This is a genomic window from Nodosilinea nodulosa PCC 7104 (genome assembly GCF_000309385.1).
GTDB lineage: Bacteria > Cyanobacteriota > Cyanobacteriia > Phormidesmidales > Phormidesmidaceae > Nodosilinea > Nodosilinea nodulosa.
The window spans coordinates 737,173-752,254 of the sequence record NZ_JH976537.1 but is presented as its reverse complement, the minus strand read 5'-3'; the positions used below and the strand labels follow the sequence as shown (position 1 = coordinate 752,254).

The 15,082-nt window shown below is 58.5% G+C and carries 16 protein-coding genes; 9 read left to right on the top strand and 7 right to left on the bottom strand.

What is annotated here, in order from left to right; genetic code table 11:
- Positions 1–298 precede the first annotated feature (298 nt).
- Together LEPTO7104_RS0103210 and LEPTO7104_RS0103205 are read left to right on the top strand one after the other, a co-directional pair.
- The gene (locus LEPTO7104_RS0103210; protein WP_017297104.1) at positions 299–1,177 is read left to right on the top strand and encodes an S-methyl-5'-thioadenosine phosphorylase; all 879 of its coding nucleotides are present in this window, start codon (positions 299–301) and stop codon (positions 1,175–1,177) included.
- A gap of 24 nt (positions 1,178–1,201) precedes the next feature.
- Positions 1,202–1,465, top strand: a complete 264-nt coding sequence (locus tag LEPTO7104_RS0103205; RefSeq protein ID WP_017297103.1) for a hypothetical protein — start codon at positions 1,202–1,204, stop codon at positions 1,463–1,465.
- Between the two features lie 5 nt (positions 1,466–1,470).
- Here the strand turns inward: LEPTO7104_RS0103205 and LEPTO7104_RS37885 are convergent, their stop codons facing one another.
- The 3 genes from LEPTO7104_RS37885 to LEPTO7104_RS39270 all read right to left on the bottom strand — a co-directional run bounded on the left by LEPTO7104_RS37885 (position 1,471) and on the right by LEPTO7104_RS39270 (position 4,119).
- Complete coding sequence (locus tag LEPTO7104_RS37885; protein ID WP_071527171.1) at positions 1,471–1,896, bottom strand: HNH endonuclease; 426 nt, start codon at positions 1,894–1,896, stop codon at positions 1,471–1,473.
- A complete protein-coding gene (locus LEPTO7104_RS0103200; protein ID WP_155523498.1) occupies positions 1,893–2,306 on the bottom strand; it encodes a hypothetical protein in 414 nt (137 codons plus the stop codon). The genes LEPTO7104_RS37885 and LEPTO7104_RS0103200 overlap by 4 nt, the downstream gene beginning before the upstream one ends.
- A gap of 100 nt (positions 2,307–2,406) precedes the next feature.
- Positions 2,407–4,119 (bottom strand): SUMF1/EgtB/PvdO family nonheme iron enzyme, encoded by a 1,713-nt coding sequence (locus LEPTO7104_RS39270; RefSeq protein WP_017297101.1) that lies wholly within the window; start codon positions 4,117–4,119, stop codon positions 2,407–2,409.
- Between the two features lie 557 nt (positions 4,120–4,676).
- Here LEPTO7104_RS39270 and LEPTO7104_RS39845 point away from each other — a divergent pair.
- Complete coding sequence (locus tag LEPTO7104_RS39845; protein ID WP_051158470.1) at positions 4,677–7,268, top strand: ligase-associated DNA damage response DEXH box helicase; 2,592 nt, start codon at positions 4,677–4,679, stop codon at positions 7,266–7,268.
- A 13-nt stretch (positions 7,269–7,281) separates the two neighbouring features.
- Here the strand turns inward: LEPTO7104_RS39845 and LEPTO7104_RS0103185 are convergent, their stop codons facing one another.
- Entirely contained in the window at positions 7,282–7,797 is a 516-nt protein-coding gene (locus tag LEPTO7104_RS0103185; protein WP_017297099.1) for an NADPH-dependent FMN reductase, read from the bottom strand.
- 161 nt (positions 7,798–7,958) lie between these two features.
- Between LEPTO7104_RS0103185 and LEPTO7104_RS0103180 the strand changes: the two genes are divergently transcribed.
- Positions 7,959–8,369 carry an HI0074 family nucleotidyltransferase substrate-binding subunit gene (locus tag LEPTO7104_RS0103180; protein ID WP_017297098.1) on the top strand — a complete coding sequence of 137 codons (411 nt, stop codon included), beginning with the start codon at positions 7,959–7,961 and terminating at the stop codon, positions 8,367–8,369.
- On the top strand, positions 8,369–8,683 hold the full coding sequence (locus LEPTO7104_RS0103175; RefSeq protein WP_017297097.1) for a nucleotidyltransferase family protein: 315 nt from the start codon (positions 8,369–8,371) through the stop codon (positions 8,681–8,683). Before LEPTO7104_RS0103180 ends, LEPTO7104_RS0103175 begins: the two co-directional genes overlap by 1 nt.
- Here the strand turns inward: LEPTO7104_RS0103175 and LEPTO7104_RS0103170 are convergent.
- The 3 genes from LEPTO7104_RS0103170 to LEPTO7104_RS0103160 form a co-directional block, all read right to left on the bottom strand.
- Positions 8,656–10,563: a GTPase family protein gene (locus LEPTO7104_RS0103170; RefSeq protein WP_017297096.1), complete on the bottom strand. Its 1,908-nt coding sequence runs from the start codon at positions 10,561–10,563 to the stop codon at positions 8,656–8,658. The genes LEPTO7104_RS0103175 and LEPTO7104_RS0103170 overlap by 28 nt on opposite strands.
- Positions 10,564–10,758: 195 nt before the next feature.
- Complete coding sequence (locus tag LEPTO7104_RS0103165) at positions 10,759–11,625, bottom strand: class I SAM-dependent methyltransferase (protein ID WP_017297095.1); 867 nt, start codon at positions 11,623–11,625, stop codon at positions 10,759–10,761.
- Between the two features lie 215 nt (positions 11,626–11,840).
- On the bottom strand, positions 11,841–13,211 hold the full coding sequence (locus LEPTO7104_RS0103160) for an IS4 family transposase (RefSeq protein ID WP_083886984.1): 1,371 nt from the start codon (positions 13,209–13,211) through the stop codon (positions 11,841–11,843).
- 6 nt (positions 13,212–13,217) lie between these two features.
- Here LEPTO7104_RS0103160 and LEPTO7104_RS0103155 point away from each other — a divergent pair, with 6 nt between their 5' ends.
- Genes LEPTO7104_RS0103155 through LEPTO7104_RS0103140 form a run of 4 tightly spaced genes read left to right on the top strand, consistent with a single transcriptional unit; the run spans position 13,218 to position 15,080 of the window.
- The gene (locus LEPTO7104_RS0103155; protein ID WP_017297094.1) at positions 13,218–13,856 is read left to right on the top strand and encodes a Uma2 family endonuclease; all 639 of its coding nucleotides are present in this window, start codon (positions 13,218–13,220) and stop codon (positions 13,854–13,856) included.
- A 46-nt stretch (positions 13,857–13,902) separates the two neighbouring features.
- Positions 13,903–14,142 carry a DUF2281 domain-containing protein gene (locus tag LEPTO7104_RS0103150; RefSeq protein WP_017297093.1) on the top strand — a complete coding sequence of 80 codons (240 nt, stop codon included), beginning with the start codon at positions 13,903–13,905 and terminating at the stop codon, positions 14,140–14,142.
- The gene (locus tag LEPTO7104_RS0103145; protein WP_017297092.1) at positions 14,139–14,525 is read left to right on the top strand and encodes a type II toxin-antitoxin system VapC family toxin; all 387 of its coding nucleotides are present in this window, start codon (positions 14,139–14,141) and stop codon (positions 14,523–14,525) included. The genes LEPTO7104_RS0103150 and LEPTO7104_RS0103145 overlap by 4 nt, the downstream gene beginning before the upstream one ends.
- A gap of 60 nt (positions 14,526–14,585) precedes the next feature.
- Complete coding sequence (locus tag LEPTO7104_RS0103140) at positions 14,586–15,080, top strand: GNAT family N-acetyltransferase (RefSeq protein ID WP_017297091.1); 495 nt, start codon at positions 14,586–14,588, stop codon at positions 15,078–15,080.
- Positions 15,081–15,082 lie beyond the last annotated feature (2 nt).

Sequence of the window (15,082 nt, the reverse complement as noted above, 5' to 3'; positions counted from 1 at the left end):
GCTGGTCCTAAATAGCGCGATCGCCAGAATGTCCCTCAGTGCATGTCCATCGGTGTACGAAGGGCGAAAGCCTCTGCCAAAAGCAATCGACAGCTGCTGAGGAGCTGGTAGAGCCACAGGCGAGATACCATTTAATGTGCAGGTACTCTATCAGGCCGTGAACTCTGCGGAACTATTCACTCTGTAAATTTACGGTAGTTTCAGTAATCGATGAACTCGGAAGTTGCCATCTATTCTGTAGTCTCACCAGCCGCCGAGAGCCTATGATAGGGCAGTCCAGTTCTAGACAATAACCACCATGGCGGCACAGGCACAGATTGGCATCATCGGCGGCAGCGGCCTCTACCAGATGGAAGCCCTCACCGATATCGAAGAAATTCGCATCGACACGCCCTTTGGCGCACCCTCCGATGCGATTATTTTGGGCACGCTGGACGGCACTCGCGTCGCCTTTTTGGCTCGCCACGGACGCGGGCACACCCTAATGCCCACGGAGCTACCCTTTCGGGCCAACATCTACGCAATGAAATCGCTTGGGGTGGAATACCTGATTTCCGCCTCCGCCGTCGGTTCGCTCAAGGAGGCCGCCAAGCCGCTGGATATGGTGGTGCCCGACCAGTTTATTGATCGCACCCGCAACCGCGTCAACACCTTCTTTGGCGAGGGACTGGTCGCCCACATTACCTTTGGCGACCCGGTGTGCACAGCCTTAGCCAAGGTGCTGGCCGACGCGGTCGAAAGCCTGAACTTGCCCGATGTGGATCTGCACCGGGGCGGCACCTACGTCTGCATGGAGGGGCCAGCCTTTTCGACCAAGGCCGAGTCGGAGCTGTACCGCAGCTGGGGTGCCACCATCATCGGCATGACCAACCTGCCCGAGGCCAAGCTGGCCCGCGAGGCCGAAATCGCCTACGCCACCCTGGCCCTGGTTACCGACTACGACTGCTGGCACCCCGACCACGACAGCGTCACCGTAGAAATGGTGATCGGCAATCTGCAAAAGAATGCCGTCAACGCCCAGCGGGTGATTCGCGAAGTGGTCAACCGCGTTGCCGCCAATCCGCCCGAGTCGGAGGCCCACTCGGCGCTGAAGTACGCCATCATTACGCCGCTTGACAAGGCCCCGGCAGCTACGCTCGATAAGCTCAGCCTGCTGGTGAAGAAGTATCTTCCTTAGGATATCGCTAAAGGAGACGTTGGCATGAAGTTCGAATTTGAGTTCGAAGATTATTCTCCCAAGAACAGTATTGAGTTTGATTTTGATGAAGAAATGGATGAAGAGATGAAAATTGTTATTGAAAATAAAATTCCTGTTTTGTATGCGAATAAGCAAGCATATTTAACATTAGCGAAAGCTTTTATAAAACTTGCTCTTGGCAAATATTCAAGTGGATTTCATTTTCATCTTAGGCAAGATTTTGATGCTGATGAAAAAGAGGTAATTCGTTGTCATTTAATAAAATGAATAAATCAATCAGGAGGATGCCACCCCCCCTCAACCCAAAATTTACGCGAAATCACCAACTCGGGACGGTTCATTCGAAGTGCGGCAATTGAAACTTCACCTATTGTGGTTCTTCCAATCACGAGTGAACCGTCAGAACTCCACTCAAAATGATCGAACCAGGCTTGTAGTTGAGGATGAAACAGACGAACATTTTGCTGAGATTGATTATCGAATACAGAAATTCTTGCAGCCTTGTATAGATTGCAATCCCAGCAAGCCAAGCAAAGATTACGCTTATTTGTAGTCCCTCCCAACGATTCCGGCACAATGTGGTCAACTGTCAGGCGCACGCCCGAAATTTGTTGTTGAGTTTGGCAGTAAGCACAGCGATAACCAAATTGGGCAACAATTTCGGCACGAAGTCCATCTGGAATTCTGGATTTGCTCATGGAGCAACTGCTAGTGCGGATATATCGTGACCTCGCTCAGCTAGAAGAGCCGCCGACTTAGCTCGAACTATCATGATGTGGTTAAAGTGTTTCGATAATGTCTGCACCTGCTCAAATTCCTCTGGGGTTAACCCCTCTCGTTGGCGCTTTTCCAACAGTTCCTGCATTAACTCATTGTCGTCTCTAGATGATCGAGAGGCAGCCGCATTCCATAGCTCCTCATCCGTGAGCAATGCCAGTTGATTTAGGCGATCGCTGATGTCAGCAATTAACTCTGCATCGGTCATCAGTGCAGCATTAATCAGACTAACCGTTTCTTCTTCTAATGGTCGCTCTGATTTTTGAGCTAAATCAACCAACCGTTGATAGATTGAATCTGGTAAGCGTAGCGTTAGAGTTTGCAAAGCCATAGTCTTAATATCTGCATCAATTATTAGATGAACTCAATTATGCCCTAACCTATAAGCGAGAAGGCAACCCCGTTGATAACTGAGGCTTCAACACAACCGCTCATCCCACGCCCACAATGCGAAAGCCGACGGTGTTACTGCGGGTATCGGCCTTGAGGCCCGATCGAAACGCCGAGCGGCACTGCTGGGGAGGGCTTTGCCACGAACCGCCCCGCACCACCCGCCAGCTGTCGCCATCGGGGGCGTCTGGCCGAGCCGAGCACCATTCCAGCACGTTGCCGTGCATGTCGTAGAGGCCAAAGTCGTTGGCTTTGCCAAAGGCCCCAACTGCCGTGGTGGTGGCGCGAAACTGGCCGGGAGGCTCCTGTCGGTAGGGCTGGGTGCCGTTGTAGTTGGCCAGGCTGGTGGTGAGGGTTTGGCCCGTGTTGAAGGGCGTGGTGGTTTTGGCCCGGCAGGCGTACTCCCACTCGGCTTCGGTGGGCAGGCGGTAGTGCTGGAGTCCGGAGAGAGCCGGGTAGGTTTTGATTAGCTGGTTGAGCCGATTTTCTGCGAAACGGCTGAGCCGATCGCAAAATTCCACCGCCTCGTGCCAGGTAACTTGCTCTACGGGGCGATCGCTGCCCGCAAAGTAGGCCGGATTAGGGTCAAGGTCTAGGTTCACGGCGGGCAGCAGCGCCACCGCCCGCCACTGCCCCTGGGTAATGGGGTGAATGCTCATCCAAAACGACTCGACGCTGGCGATCGCCTGCGCAGGCTGGGCGGGGTCGTAGCCGGGTTCAGTTTCGGGCGCCCCCATGACAAACTGGCTCCCCACAATGGAAACCAGGCGCAGGGTCAAGGGGCCGATGGGGGTCTCTAGCCGCAGCGCCTGGTGGGAGGGGGTAGAAAATTTAATCTGCGATCGCTCCATGCCAAATTCATCGACCGTCACCGACTCGTAGCTGTACAGCTCGCTCGACTCAGCTAGCTTCAGGTCTGGGTCAGGGGCTGCCGGTTCCGGCTCGCTCAGCTCAGAGGCGTCCACCTCCGGCGATAAAATGGCGCTTTCCGCTTGCTCCAGGGCCTTTTGCAGGCGATCGGGCAGGGTCGATAGTTCGGGCAGGGCAGGAACATTGCCCGTGGTCAAAGTCTGGAGCGCGGGCAGCCGCTGGTGTACCGCCAGGGCCGAGCCACCGCCCAGCACGCCCAACCCCATCATGCGCAGCCAGCGCCGCCGCCCCATGGTGGGCACGGGGGACTGGGCCGTTTGGTTGGCCGTGGCCAGCGCGGCCGCCAACTCACCAATTAGGCTAGATGGGGCTGGGCTGGGCGAGGCGATCGCCCCTCCCCCCACGGCCAGGCTGCTAAACACCCCCTCAATGCGGTGAATCAGGCGATCGAGATCGCGGTGAAAGTCGGGATCGCAGCGCACCTGGGCGCTCTGGCGGTAGGCCAGGGCCTTGAGTCCCTCCGGCAGCGCGTTTTCCTCGGGCAGGGTCGCCCCTCCCACCAGCACCGGAATGACGAGGCGATCGCGCTGGAGGGCGGTTTCAATTTCAATGCGCACCCAGTCGGCGGGGTTGGCCAGTTTGGGTCTGCCGCGATCGTCGGCGACCCCCAGCCAGTCGGGGTCAATAACGGCCAGCAGCACCGGGCAGTGGCTCACCTCCTGCTCCAGATGGTGGCGAAAGTTGACCCCAAAAGGAATCGAATCGACGTCTTTAAAAACGCTGTTTTCACCAAAATGCGCCACTAATCGGTCATAAATTCGCCCCGTGATGTCGATACTAGTGCGTCGACGGTACGAGATAAAAATAGACTTAGCACTGCTCATATACCTTAGTTACCGAAATGTAGATTGCACGCCTGATAGCTAAGATGATCGGCACCTACAGAAAGATTCCCGCCCTGGGTGAATTGTCAAACTCCTTACACAACTGGCCCTACTATATGAATTTTTAACGGTTCCATAAGGGGTCCCACCCCCTTTGCTCCATCGCCTCGCAGGCGCATTTTCTAGGCTTTTTAATTCATCTTTCTAATTCGCTAATACAGTCGTCAAGGGCAGCAAATTGAGAAGAATAGCGCTCAATAATGAGCTTCATTAACGCTGTGAATAACTATTTTCCCTCAAGCCTTTAAGCTCTTTCCTGTACTGCCTATGGCAAAGCTTGCGGGGTCAGTGAGCCGCTCAAAATTTGCTGACCTCTTTTTTTGAGGCGTCAATACTGGGCCGATTCAAATAACTGTCCCCTCGGCTCAGGGCCGATATCTCAGATCTGCCGAGGGCATTGAGGTTGTGGGGGCTGTGTTGCTACAGACAGGGTATAGCCCCGGTCCGGCGGCTTCCTTGGGGTCGTGCTGGCATCTATCCCCCCTTTACACTGAAATATGACATCTGTTTTTCCAAGGATCCCTGTGACCGCTGACCCGCGCCTCGCCCCAATTTTGCAGTACTTCACCGCCCAGGGCTGGCAGCCCCTAGCCTTTCAGGCCGAAACCTGGGAGGCCTACCTGGCGGGGCGCAGCGGACTGGTGCAGGTGCCCACCGGCTCAGGCAAAACCTACGCGGCGGTGATGGGGGCGATCGCAGAAATGATCGCCAACCCCACCGCTGGGCTACAGCTGCTCTACATCACTCCCCTGCGCGCCCTGTCGCGGGACATTGAGCAGGCGATCAAAGCACCCATTGCGGCCATGGGCTGGGGCATCACCGTCGAGTCGCGCACGGGCGACACCAGCTCGTCGCGCAAGACCAAGCAGCTCAAGCAGATGCCGAATATTCTGATCACCACGCCGGAGTCGCTGGCGGTGATGCTGTCTTACAAAGAGGGAGCCAAACGGTTTGGCCACCTAAAGGCGGTGATCCTCGACGAGTGGCACGAGCTGATGAGCTCGAAGCGGGGCACCCAGGCCGAGCTGTGCGTGGGGCAGCTGCGATCGCTCCAGCCCAATCTCCGCACCTGGGCCATCTCCGCTACTCTCGGCAACCTCGAAGAAGCCGCTCAAACCGCCGTCGGTTTGGGCCGCGAGCCGGTGATTGTTCGCTCCGATCTGAAGCGCGATACGGTGATCACCAGCATTCGCCCCGAGTCGGTGGATACCTTTCCCTGGGCGGGGCACCTGGGCCTGCGCATGTTTGAAACGCTGGTCGAGGCGCTGGATATTGAGAAATCGACGCTGATTTTCACCAACACCCGCAACCAGGCCGAGCGGTGGTACCAGGCGCTGCATTTTGCCCTGCCAGACGAGGCCGATCGCATTGCCCTGCACCACGGATCGATTGATGTAAAGGAGCGGGAGGCGATCGAAGCCGGAGTGAAGTCGGGCGCTGTTAAGTGGGTAGTCTGCACCTCATCGCTGGATCTGGGCGTAGACTTCCAGCCGGTGGAGCGGGTGGTGCAGATCGGCAGCGCCAAAAACCTGGCCCGACTGCTCCAGCGGGCGGGGCGGAGCGCCCACGTGCCCGAGGGCACCTCCGAAGTGTTCTTTTTGCCCACCAACGCCCTGGAGCTGCTGGAGATCTCCGCCTTTCGCCGGGGGCTGGCCCTGGGCGATATGGAAACCCGCCGCCCCCAGCCCAAGCCCTACGACGTGCTGGTGCAGCACCTGGTCACCCTGGCCTGCGGTGACGGCTTTGCGCCAGCAACTACCCTGGCCAATCTGCGGCAGACCGTCGCCTACGCCGACCTCACCAACGAAGAATACCAGTGGATTTTAGATTTCATTGAAAACGGGGGGCAATGTCTGGGGGCCTATCCCCGCTACAAAAAAGTGGTGCGCGAGGACGGTCTCTGCAAGGTTGTCGATACCCGGCTGGCCCGCACCCACCGCATTGGCATTGGCACCATCACCTCCAACACGCCGGTCAAAATTCTCTACACCAACCGCAAAGAGATCGGCACCGTCGAAGAATCCTTTGTGTCGCGGCTGAAGCAGGGGGACGTGTTCTTTTTCGCCGGGCGGCAGCTGGAGTATTTTCAGCTAAAGGACATGGTGCTCTACGTCAAAGGCACCAAGCACAAATCGACGGTAACGCCCACCTGGGGCGGCGGTCAGCTGGCCATTTCCGACACCCTCAGCCACCACCTGCGCCGCGAGGTGGAGTGGGTGCGGGGGGTGATTGGTGAATTTGGCCATACAAATCTTCCCCAACAGGAGAACATGCCCCTGGCGCAGACCAAATCCCCCCAGCCTCTCGCCGTAGCAGATTCCTCCGATACCCCCCTTAATAAGGGGGGCAGGGGGGATCCACAGCGAGAAGCCACTAACGCCGAAATTCTCAGCATTGCCCCCATTCTCGAAGTCCAGCAGCGGCTCTCAACTCTGCCCCGCGCCGACGAGCTGCTGGTCGAGAGCTGCAAAACCCGCGAGGGCCAGCATCTCTACGTCTTTCCCTTTGAGGGCCGGTTTGTCCACGAGGGGCTGGGTTTTCTGTGGGGCTACCGCTTTGCCAGGCAAAAGACGGCCACGTTCACCATTTCTGTCAACGACTACGGCTTTGAGATCCTTGGCCCCAAGGGCTATCCGTACAAGGATCTCTTCTCCAGCGATTTTTTTAGCTTGGAAAACCTGGAGGACGATATTCGCGCCAGCCTCAACATTTCTGAACTCACCCAGCGCAAGTTTCGCGGCGTCGCCCAGGTGGCGGGGCTGGTGTTTAAGGGCTATCCCGGCTCGCGCAAGACCTCCAGTCAGCTCCAGGTCAGCACCTCGCTGCTCTACGAGGTGTTTACCAAATATGAACCCGACAACCTGCTGCTCAAGCAGGCCGAGCGGGAGGTGCTGCAAGACCAGCTCGAAACCCACCGCCTGACCCAAACCCTGAGTCGATTGGATCGGCGCTCGGTGGTGTGGAAGGAGACCAAGCGCCCGTCGCCCCTGGCCTTTCCGCTGCTGGTGGAGCGGCTCAACTCGCGCATGTCTAACGAAACGCTGCTAGAGCGCATTCAGCGGATGAAGGAGCAGTGGGACAAGCGGTAGCTGAGCGCAAATCCTATTCGGTGACGCCGCCGTAGGCAAGTTCAAGGTCGGCCAGCTGACGGATTAGCGTGGTGATAGTCTCGGGGTTGGCGGCTTTTTGGGAAGTGCTGAGCAGTTCGCGGCCCAGTACGGTGCAGCCCAGGTGCGAGAGCTGGAGGCGCATGGCGATCAGCACTTTTTGCCCGCCGCCGCCGCTGTGGGTAGCCAGCGCCACGGGGCGACCGTTGAACAGCGCCCGAAAGTCCTCGGTGCTGACCGAGAGCCAGGCGATCGCATTACTCAGCACCGGCGGAATTGAGCCGTTGTATTCCGGCGCGCAGATCAGCAGGCCCTTGTGCCGCCTCAGCGCCTGGGCTAGCTTGAGCAGGCCGTCCCCAGCGCCGCTCTCGTGGTTGAGCGAGTCGTAGAGCGGCAGGTGCAGTTCGGGCAGCGCCATGTGCTCGACGGAGGCGCCCTGGGCGATCGCCTCGGCTTCAAAGGCGTGGGCCAGCTCAAGATTTTTGCCGCTGCTGACAGAGAGAATGAGCATTATTCTTAAAGGATGAGAGGGGGAGATAGCAGGTTGCGCCTTTAATCTACCATCGGTAATCCTCTGCGGGGATAGTAATCTCCCGTCTAAAGACGCTAAGAGCACGTATCGTCAGCATGGCAGAAGGGAGATACCCTACAAACGCAGGTCTTAGCAACGGTATGGAAGACGCCGATATTCGCTGGGTGCAGCGGTTCTCTAATTTCGAGCGGACTTTTTTGCTGCTATCCACTGCGATCGCCATTGAAGCCCCTTCGGTGGTTGAGCGGGCGGGGCTGATTCAGTTTTTTGAGATGGCCTTTGAGCTGTCGTGGAAGCTGCTGAAAGACTACGAAGAGCTGGAGGGGCTGACGGCAAAAATCCCCAGGGAAGTGATCAAGCAGGCCTATCAGGCGGGGCTGATCAGCCAGGGCCACGACTGGATAAATGCGCTGCAAGACCGCAACCTGATGGCCTATACCTATAGCGAGAAAACCGCGATCGCCGTTGAAGTCAAGATCAGAACCGAATATTTTCCTTTGCTAGATGAGCTCTACAGACTGTTTCAGGCCAAGCTGGAGGGCGATCGCTAATGCCCCACGGCCTGTTAGACAGCGACATGCAGCACATTACCGATGCTCTGGGCCAGTTTGAGGCGATTGAGTCTGCCGTGCTGTTTGGCTCCCGCGCCAAAGGCAGCTACAAGCAGGGGTCAGACGTGGATTTGGCGATCAAGGGCGATCGCGTTACCCACCGCACCGTTGCGGCCCTGGCCGACTGCCTCAACGAAGACAAGCCGCTGCCCTATTTTTTTGACGTGGTGCACTACGAAACCCTGGAGGAACCGCGCCTGAAAGCGCACATCGATATCGTCATTTTTCAGCGCTTGCCGTACTGCCCCAGGTAGTGCTCAACCCGCTGGCGGGTGCCCGCGATCGAGAGGCCCTGGCTCCAGTATTCGACCATGGCGTGGCCGAAGGCCCAGGCGGCGCGATCGGGCTGGTCGTTGTGCTCCAGCAGCAGGGGCCAGAGGGCGAGTAAATCGAGCCGGGCGGTGTCGGGGCCGACCACCTTGAACAGGTCGTAGGCGAGCTGGAGCTTGCCCAGCACCACCGGCAGCTGCTCGACGGGAATTTGCTCGGCCAGCAGGTAGGCCAGGGTGGGGGTGCCGGTGGTGAGGGTGGCGAGGAATTGCAGCACCGGGCTTTTGAGAAAGGCGGCAAGGCCCTGGGTGGTGCTCATCTGCAAGCGGTAGCGATCGATCAGGCGAGCGGCGGCGGTGACTTTGGTCTCGCGATCGCGCAGAAACCGCGCCAGCCGGAGCTCCTTGGCCGGGTCGATGAGTTCGATCAGCGCGGTGGACAGGGCATCGGCATTCCAGCCGGAGCGCTCCGTTGCGAAATTGGCGTCGCGGGTGACCAGGGGAAGGATGCGATCGCACAGTTCCCCCAGCTGCTCCTGGCGGTAGTGGGTGGCCTCGCGAATGGAGGTTTCTTTGGGGCGATCGCCCCACTGCCAGTCGTAGGGGGGCTGCCACTCCCGCAGGGGTCGCAGCCGATCCACCTGGGTGAGAGCGGCGATCGCCGGTAGCTCGGGCACCTCTGCGCGCATATCCCGCAGCAGGTCGGCATCCATTTGCAGGGCCGGGTCGAGGGCGGGGGTGACCAGCAGCAGCAGGTCGGCCTGGCGGGCGCAGGCGAGCAGCTGGTCGCGGTAGCCCGTGCGATCGACCTGCTCGTAACCGGGCGAATCCCACAGGGTGAGGCTTTCGCCCCGGTCACCCTGCCAGCGGTAGGTGCTGATGGTGTCGGTGCTGGGCAGCACGTCTACCTCGGCGCGATCGCTATTGAACAGAGTGTTAATCACGCTGCTCTTGCCCGCCCCGGTGCGCCCCACCAGCAAAATATTCACCGGCTTTTCGGCCACCTCATCCACCGGCTCGGCCTGCTCAAGAATCTCCCGCAGGGTTTGGGTTTGGGCCGTCGGGAGTGGTTTGGCCGGGCCGGGCATGCCGGGCAGCTGGCCGCTGTAGAGGGCCACTGCCTGGCGATAGAGATTCCGCAGGGTGGCCTCTCGCAGCAGGGCGTTTAAGTTGCCCAAGAGCTGCTGGTTGGCCAGGGCACTGGTGGGCTGGCTCAGGGTGCGGGCCGCCGCCGCCGCCGGGTTGAGCAGCCACTGAGCCCAGTTCCACGCCTGCCAGAGCTTGCGGGCCGAGGGTTCCACCTGGCGGTAGACCTCGTAGCCCTGCACCGCCTGCCCCACAGTCACCTGCCCCAGCACGGGCGTGAGGGTTGCAATCCAGCGGTCCACGTCATCCACCGTGCCCCGCAGCAGGCCGTAGGCATCGGGCAGGTAGATATTCAGCAGCGGATACTTCACGTCGGGGTGGTAGGCGTGGGCCACCGCCGTTACCACCTCGCGGCAGCGCTCCCAAAAGGGGTTCCAGTCTTCCCACACCGGGGGGTCCTGCTGGGCAGCAGTGAGAATGTCTTCTAAAGCTGTAGCCGCCGATTCACCCACGGGCAGGGCGATCGGAGTCTCGGCCTCAATCGCCGCATCGAGCTCCTGCTGAGCCTGCTCCAGAGCCGCCTCCATTTGCTTGATGACAGGCCGAGTCCAGCGGGCCAGCAGCCCCCGCCACAGCACCAGCATGACCACAATCACGCCCCAAATCCAGTTCAGGCCCCAGGCGTGAATCTGCACCCCCGCCGCCGTCATGATGAAGCCCGCGATCGCCACCAGCGGCAGCGCCAGCACCGCCCACTGCCAAGGTTGAAGTCGCACCATTAATTTTACCCGCCTACGCCCAACGCCTTTAGTGTACGCAGAGCCGTCGCGAGCCTAAGGCACAGATAACCGAACGTAAGCGGGGAAATTTTAGATTTTGGATTTTGGGTTTTGGATTTGCCCAGGCTACCTCCGGGTCACAACCCACCCATCCACACACCCACGCTCCCACGCACTCTCCCACGCCCCCACGCCCTAAGCAGGCTGCGGCATCGGCAGATCGCCAACACCTACCTCCCCCCTCCCCTCCCCCCGCTCCACCACCGGCAGCGGCTTGCGGCCATAGCTCAGCTGGTTCAGCCAAAACACATCCTCGGTGCGCACTCTCTCAAACCCGGCGTAGCCCAGCCAGGCATCCACATTGCCCTGGCTGTAGTCGCGAATGAAGGGCTCCTCAAAAATATTGCTGAGCCAGTCGGTGGCCCGCAGCGCCCGCTGGTTGCCGTCGAGCACCAGCATTTGCCCGCCCGGCGTCAGCAGCCGAAAGGCCTCAGAGAGAATGGTCTTGGCCACCGCAGGCGGCGTCTCGTGAAACAGCAGCGTGGCGCACACCACATCGAAGGATGCGGCGGGCAGTCCCGTGGCCATGGCGTTGCCGTGGCGAAAGGTCACATCCAAACTGGCTTCACGAGCTTTGTAGTCAGCCATCACCAGCATCTGAGGCGACAGATCCAGGCCGATGACCTCTGCACTGGCAAAGCGGCGCTTCAGCATTAACGTAGTGGTGCCCGTGCCGCAGCCCAGATCGAGAAGGCGGCGAGGCTCTCCCTTAATTGCTTTCACCAGACTCTCGCGGACCCAGGTTTCGCCGGGGGGCAGCACGTACTGGGTAATGGGGTCGTAGGTGAGAGCTGCGTCTATATTCAGGTAGCCGTTTTTGATGCCGTGAAAGTTGCTGGTCTTGTAGTAGTTGGGGTACACCACCTGGGGATTGGTGAACTCGGCCACCCCAGTTTCCCAATCAATCCTGTCCCGCAGGCGCACCAGGGCATCGCGATCGATCAGGTGCGAGAAAATCGGGGCCAAAAATTGCTCAAATAGGGTTTTAGACTGGGCTGCCATAGTGAAGTACCAACGCTGAGCAAACTCACCTCAGCCTAGCAACTTCGTTTCTCTCTGACCAGAAAAAAGAGGCTAGCCCAGGCTGTCTCTGTATGCCGGTAAGGCACGTCTATCGGTTTGGGAATGTCATAATTGAATCACCAGCGGTACGCGTACGCCATGACTACGACCACTCAGCGCTTCACTCTAGATGAATGTCACTGACGTAAGCCCTATCAAGCTACCAGCTTAGCTTTCAGGACTGAGCGGGGTTCCTGCATTCTCGGGAACGGTTTGGGACGACGTTTGACGACTCGGGGTTCTGAACGGTTGGGGCGAAAGGGAACAATCAGCTCTTGCACAGCGCTTAACAAGGCCTGGTAGCCTCGCTGTTGCTGGGATGGAGCGAGATGGAGAAACTCGGGTCGGAAGTGATTAAATTGTTGCCGAGTGCCCTGAAGGGAGAGCCGTAACGCGTCGACCTCAGAGTCGGCAGTCGCCTCCCACATGAGGGTTCGCAGCAGATTGTAGGTCAACAGATGAACCCAAATGCTTTTGGTCACCATAGCGGGCGTTTTGGCGGCAATCATCTCCATAGCTAAGGTGGTCTTGAGATGCCTGAGATTGACTTCGGTGGCCTGCCAGCGGAGGTGATAGAGTTCGGCCAATTTAGCTTTGCGATACCGCTTGGCGTCCATCAGGGTGGTCACCACTACGATGTTGGTCGGTCGAAACCCAGGCGTCTGAATGGAGAGAAAGACTTCGCGTACCTCAATCGACTCGGGTAAGGCTTCAAACTCCTCAGGCGAGAGGGCGTCGGGGCATTGCTTGGGGCGTTGCCACCGGACAATGTGGTCGCCAATCCCAAGCTTTTTGCCACGCCTGAAATCGCAGCGGCGCTGATGGTGCTTGCGAAAAACGGCATCGGCTCCCGTCAGCGCGACCCAGGCCAGATCCACATAGGTGCCATAGGCCGAATCGGCCACCACCACATCCTCTGGGCGCAGGGTCTGGTAAAGTTGGCGGGCTAAGCGCCACTCACTCACCCGAAAAGGAGCCATCGCTACCTCCAAGACCGCTCCCGTAGTCACGCAAAACCACACCTGAAGCTTCAACAGCGGAAAGCCACAGCCCGTCTTCTGATTGCTGTGTTGGGGATACGCCGCTTGATTGGCCTTGGTATCACTCATCAAGACCGTCGTGGCATCAAAGGCCTTGACTCGGCGACCACACCACCGTTGTTCCGGGGATACTTTCCGTTGTAACGCCCTCGTCACTCGCTTTAGTAGGGGTGGGAAAATGGACTCGCTCAGGCGCTTACGCGCTTTACTGTACCCCCCGGTATCGGCTGACGGCGGCTCTAAGCCCGCCAGGCTCATCCAGGCCACCACCCGCTTGACCGCATGGCTGAGACTGCCATCGACATCAAGAACTTGGGAGATCCAACTCCACAGCACTACCATTGGGGTGTAGAGCACTTGGCGATAGGCGATGCCTTGTTCGTCCACTACAGCCTGGACTTCGGCTTCCGGTAGAACCTTGGCAAAGGGTAGACCGATACTGTTTTGGTATTTCTCCTTGAGGACATCCGCACGATTCGGCATCATAGAGACATGGTTTTGGGTTTCGACGCTTCGATCTTTACAGATCAAGCGCTTGAAGCCTTTTCTGCTCTCTTATGTCAGTGCCATTCCACTCTAGATGAGTACTTAGCCTTTGACGACGGCAGCGATCGCCGCTACGAGCTGGTCAATGGAGCGTTGCTGCCGATGGGTCTGGGTACGGGTAAGCATAGAGCCATTATTAAGCGCCTGGAGCGGATCTTTGATCGTGAGGCCGATCGCGCCCAGAATCCCTGGCTTGCTCTCGCTGGCACGGTAGGCTTGCAAAGCCCTCGCAGCGATCGCTGGGACACTGTAAGAATCCCTGATGTATCAGTGCTGGCTTTAGATCAATGGGAGGCTCTGCAAGACCGCGAGGCCGTCATTCGGCTAAACGAGCCACCTCCGCTACTGGTAGTGGAAGTAGTCAGCGAATCTACCAAAAGCACCGACTATCGGGCAAAACGCGCAGAATACAGCGTGCTCGATATTCCAGAGTATTGGATCGTAGACCCGCTTATAGGCAAAGTGACTGTCTGCATTCTGCTAGAAGGATGGTACGAGGCTACAGAATACCGGGGCCAGAGTTTAGTGCAGTCGTCAATGTTTTCAGAGCTGACCTTAGCCGTTGAGACCATTCTGGAAGGCTGAACGCAGTTAACCTCAGGCACAGGATCTTTACCCAGGGAGGCAGACCATGAGCGAGAAGACTGTCGGCGGAGAAGTAGCCACCAGCATTGAGCGATCGCTGCTAGAACAGGTGCGCGCCCTCACCCCAGCCCAGCAGCAGACTGTCCTAGATTTCGCCGCCTTTCTTCGCCACCAGTCGCCTGCCGCTGCCAAAGAGCGAATTCCTGGCCTGCATCCGGGAGCATTTGTCATGAGCGACGATTTTGACGAACCGCTGCCAGACAGCTTTTGGCTGGGTGAAGAATGAAACTTTTACTCGATACCCACACTTTTATGTGGTGGGACAGCAGTCCAGCCAAGATTTCAGAAAAGGTGCTCACCCTTCTTAGAAACCCTGACAGTCAAGTCCTGCTGAGTCTTGCCAGCCTGTGGGAAATTCAAATCAAGAGCCAACTCGGTAAATTAACACTCAGGGATAATCTGGCCGATATTGTTCTTCAGCAGCAAAATGAGAATGGCATTATCCTATTGCCAATCGAGTTTTCTCATATCCTGGCCCTCGAACAACTGCCTCTGCATCACAGGGACCCGTTCGATCGCCTGTTGATTGCCCAAAGCCGGATTGAGGCGGCGGCGATCGCCACTCGCGACGAGCTATTTCAGCGCTACCCCCGCCAAACCACCTGGTAGCAAGTCAGCGGCGACGATAGGATCAGCCAGGTGCAGGCGTCATTGCATCGCTGGAGGCGGATGGAACCTGAGCAATTTTTTCCTGAGCAACGTTTTGCGGTACCGGGCTACGCTCTGCGATCGGGATCCACCCTCGATCGCGCCACCGTGGTCAAGTTTATGGAGCGCACCTACGCCGAGCTTGACCCCCAGCAGCCCATCGGCCACCTGGCCGCCACCGTCGATCGCTACCTAGGGCGCGACACCCCTCTTTGGTGGGTGATGCCAGCCGACAGCCCCGCCCCTGCTGCTGGTCTCTGGCTGGGGCAGGCCACCGACCAGCGCAGCGGCGTTTTGCACCCCTACGTGCTGCTGCTGTACGTAGCCCCCAACCATCGGCGGCGCGGCATTGCCACTGGGCTGCTAGGGGTGGCGCACCAGTGGGCCACGCAGCAGGGGCACCGGCAGATTAGCCTGCAAGTGTTTAGCCACAACCGGGCCGCCCAGGCGCTCTACAGCAGCCTGGGCTACCGCCCCGAAGCTGTGCTGATGAAGAAAGAATTTAACAACAGCTAGAG